At 49.3% G+C, this 2,202-nt stretch carries 2 protein-coding genes and 1 pseudogene; 1 reads left to right on the forward strand and 2 read right to left on the reverse strand.

The window, feature by feature from the left end:
- Positions 1-155: 155 nt before the first annotated feature.
- Positions 156-962, reverse strand: a complete 807-nt coding sequence (locus tag ACFRAK_RS27975) for a Cof-type HAD-IIB family hydrolase (protein WP_394573029.1) — start codon at positions 960-962, stop codon at positions 156-158.
- Positions 963-1,043: 81 nt separating this feature from the next.
- Positions 1,044-1,172: pseudogene (locus tag ACFRAK_RS27980) on the reverse strand (EamA/RhaT family transporter); the annotation flags it as partial.
- A gap of 237 nt (positions 1,173-1,409) precedes the next feature.
- Between ACFRAK_RS27980 and ACFRAK_RS27985 the strand changes: the two are divergent.
- Positions 1,410-2,123, forward strand: coding sequence for a metal-dependent hydrolase (locus ACFRAK_RS27985; RefSeq protein WP_394573030.1), 714 nt, complete (start codon positions 1,410-1,412; stop codon positions 2,121-2,123).
- Positions 2,124-2,202 lie beyond the last annotated feature (79 nt).

The following is a 2,202-nucleotide window of genomic DNA, read 5'->3' on the forward strand; positions in this document are numbered from 1 at the left end:
GTATGCGATAAATACAAAAAGCCTGCGAATGTGCAGGCTTTTAACTCAAATGAAGGCTGAACGGACGAATGGGGAATAAATACCTGTATATCCGTATCCTTTTACGTAACATGCCCCTTGATTGTGATAAGCGGACATTCTGGACTGAGGCGGGTTTACTCCGCCTTTAGTACGAATTTCTCAATGACGTCCTTCACACCATCCTCGTTATTGCTCAGCGTAACGTAATCAGCGATGGCCTTAAGCGGTTCGATGGCATTGCCCATCGCCACGCCAAGACCGGCTGCCTCCAGCATTTCGTGATCATTCCAAGAGTCGCCTACAGCAATCGTTTCTTTCAGATCACAGTCGAAATGATTCGCCAGGAAGGTAAGCGCATGCCCTTTGGTCCCTTCCTTGTGCATAAACTCCAGGAATTGCGGTTTTGATTTTGTAATATGGATATCTTCGCCGAGCAGGTCACGGAAGATCGGGATCAATTCATCCAGATAATCGGGATCGTCAATGATAAGCATCTTCGGCGTAGGCTTCTGCACGAGTGTCATGAAGTCGGGCTCTACGTAGTATGGCGTGCGATTCAGTGCACAATAATCGATCAGTTTCTGATTCTCTTCGCGCGCGTACAATTTATCTTCGATGTAGGTCTGCAGATGAAGCTTATGCTCTACGCAATATTCATAGAGCTTGATTGCGGCATCAATGGGAACGAAACGTTCGTACAGCACCTTTTCGTCCAGCAGATTTTTGATTAGTGCACCTTGATAGGTAATGATCGGAACATTGAGTCCGGTCTGACGCGCGATCGCCTGAGCAGAGGCGTAGGCACGACCTGTTGCCAGGGTGACAACAACGCCTTGGGCTACCGCTTGTTCAAGCGCCTGTTGAACGCCGGGCGTCACTTCCTTATCATCGTTAATCAGTGTGTCGTCGATGTCGATCGCCATCAATTTGTAAGTGTTCATAGGCTTCTCTCCTTTTGTCTCTTGCATCTATGTCTCTATCTATATCTCTATCTCTATTGTACCTTCTGTGGCGCAGACTTCAAGAAAGCGGACGGAATTATACGCCATGGACGGAAGCACGCGTATCGCATGCTGTACGATCAGAAAGGTGCTGCCCCACATCATGGCAACCAGCAGCAGGCAGAGATCGGCAATTCTTGAGCGGTTCATGAAGTCGTCATCCTTTCGCAAGTAGGCAAGCAAGTGATCAAATTGTATCCAATAAACCGGCAAGGAACAATCGTTTTTCAAGTGCAAAGTGGAAAGGGTAGACAAAAAGAGGATGATTTTGCTATACTTATGAACCGAACGTATATTCTCATGCGTATGAGCTTTCCGAATACATACCGACATGGACTCCGTAAGTTCTGCTGGGGATTCTATCGTCAAGAAAGGAAGATCGCCATCATGATGGGGAGAGCTCATTTAATTATTGGTACGGGGGTTACCTTGTCCGTGATGGGCATGAGCGGGATACCGGTCACCTTGCCTGCTGTAGCGGTGGCTATGGTCAGCTCGCTGCTGCCCGACATCGACGAACCGAACTCTCTGCTTGTTCGCAAGGTAATCCCTTCAGGTTTCTTGCGGTTGTTGCAGCTGATGATGATCGGTGCCGCTATCTTTGTCGTCTTCTTCGGCAGGGATCATGCCCCATGGAACTTCGCTCTGGCAGGTTTGATTGGGGTTGTCTCATACTTGCCGAGCAGAACGCTGCGTCACATCGTAATGTTCTTGATCGGGCTTGGGCTGATCTCATTCGGTCAGGCGTTCAGTCCGTGGAACATTATCGCTGGGAGCGTACTGATTGTTGCGTCGCTCGTCACGCATCGCGGCTTCACGCACACGATTTATGCAGCGGCAGGATGGACGGGACTGCTCTATTTTGCCTCCCAAGGGAAGGTGTCGGCGGCCGAGAGTCTGTGGTTTGCCGGAGGGTTGTCCTACTCCATCCACTTGCTCGCGGATGCCCTGACAAATCGCGGGATTCGTCCATTGCCCCCATTTCCGTGGAGAATCAAACTGAAAGTGATGAGTACCGGCAGCAAGTGGGGGCGTATGGTAGAGAATATATGCATACTGCTGACACTTGTTCTTGTATGGTACGTATTTATGGCAAGTTAAACGTATAACGTATGAAGCCTCCTGCGGTTGTGATGTTCACTGTTCATAACCGTCAGGAGGCTTTATGTTGTTAGGATGC

The sequence above is a fragment of the Peribacillus sp. NPDC056705 genome (assembly GCF_043656335.1).